Annotated in this window: 1 protein-coding gene; it reads right to left on the minus strand. The window is 46.2% G+C overall.

Translation table 11 applies throughout. The annotated features are described in order from the left end of the window. Positions 1-257 (minus strand): hypothetical protein (locus tag ACTHS3_RS17875; protein ID WP_440368762.1); only part of this gene is annotated, 257 nt, incomplete at its 3' end. Positions 258-273 lie beyond the last annotated feature (16 nt).

A 273-nucleotide genomic window follows, 5' to 3' on the forward strand; every position in this document is an offset into this window, starting at 1 on the left:
TTAAAGGTTTCTTTGGTTTTGTCTGACAAATCCAAATTGTAGGTAGTTACGTTGGTAGTTGAATCTTCAGACGACGTCAGTTTCAGACCGTTTTCTGTACCTTCCGCAGAGACAGCCGTACCTTTGGCATTGACGGTGTAAATCGCATGACCGTCCGTGCCTTCAGTTTTGTCGACACTGACGACGTTTGTACCTTTTTGAACCTCGGTTTTCGCAGCTTTAACTTGTTTGTAGCTCGCTGCGTCAGTATCAGCCACACCGTCGGCAATGTTG

This window comes from Neisseria sp. P0009.S007, assembly GCF_051962515.1.